The sequence below is a fragment of the Flavobacterium nitrogenifigens genome, from assembly GCF_003254565.1.
GTDB classification, from domain to species: domain Bacteria; phylum Bacteroidota; class Bacteroidia; order Flavobacteriales; family Flavobacteriaceae; genus Flavobacterium; species Flavobacterium nitrogenifigens.
Genome location: NZ_QJRI01000122.1, coordinates 1 through 949 on the forward strand (window position 1 = coordinate 1; position 949 = coordinate 949).

The following is a 949-nucleotide window of genomic DNA, read 5'->3' on the forward strand; positions in this document are numbered from 1 at the left end:
CAAATGTCTCTGACTTTGCGTTTTTATTGTTTCTTAAAAACCCGAAAACCACTCAAAAGTCTCCCGACTTTTTACGAATAGTTCTAAAATGATTATTTTTATAAGAACGAGTGATGTAAAGTCAGAGACTTAGAGACGTTTCTGTTTTCAAATTAACGATAGCAAAAATGGCGCAAAGTCAGTCCCGAAAGCTTTCGGGATTGCGCAGCATGGTACCGCAGATTAAAAACACATAAATAAAATCATTATCAAATATGAGATTAGATTATAAATATAATAAAGATTTTACTCCAATTGAACCCGATATCTATGAAAAACTAAATTGGGATTATGATTTAATTGTTTTGTGTTTAGAGTATATTCGAACTGAAATTCATACTATTTTAGAAACTGAAAGTGATAAAATAGAAACCTTTTTAATTTCCTTTTCTAATTTTTTAGGACAAAATTATCCAGCAATCGGAATTCGAAATAAATCAGATACAGAAGATTGTATAAATTTAGATTTTTTTGAAGTTAACGAAAAAATAGAAAAATGGATTTTGAGTGTGGGCATTGAAACCCTAAAACACAAAGCACAAAATATTACATATATTAATTGGAAAACTTTACATGATTTAAAAAGATTTCCTAATGCTTAGAGCTAGTAGAGCAATTCAAACCAAATATATAGTTATGAGAATCATTTTTTTAGTTTTCTTAGTGATCTTTTATGGTTGCGATAATAAATCAAAAAAAAATATTTCAGACAATTCCCCCGCTCCACGAAGTCTTTAACTGAAACGCTACGCAAATGTCTCTGACTTTGCGTTTTTTTGTTTCTTATAAATTCGAAAACCACTCAAAAGTCTCCCGACTTTTACGAATCGTTCTAAAATGATTATTTTATAAGAACGAGTTATATAAAGTCAGAGACTTTGAGACGTTTCTGTTTTCAAATTAACGATAG

1 protein-coding gene is annotated in these 949 nt (G+C 29.4%); it reads left to right on the top strand.

The genetic code is table 11. From position 1 onward, the window contains the following. Positions 1–254: 254 nt before the first annotated feature. Positions 255–641 carry a hypothetical protein gene (locus tag DM397_RS00550; protein ID WP_111375716.1) on the top strand — a complete coding sequence of 129 codons (387 nt, stop codon included), beginning with the start codon at positions 255–257 and terminating at the stop codon, positions 639–641. The last annotated feature ends 308 nt before the right edge of the window (positions 642–949 follow it).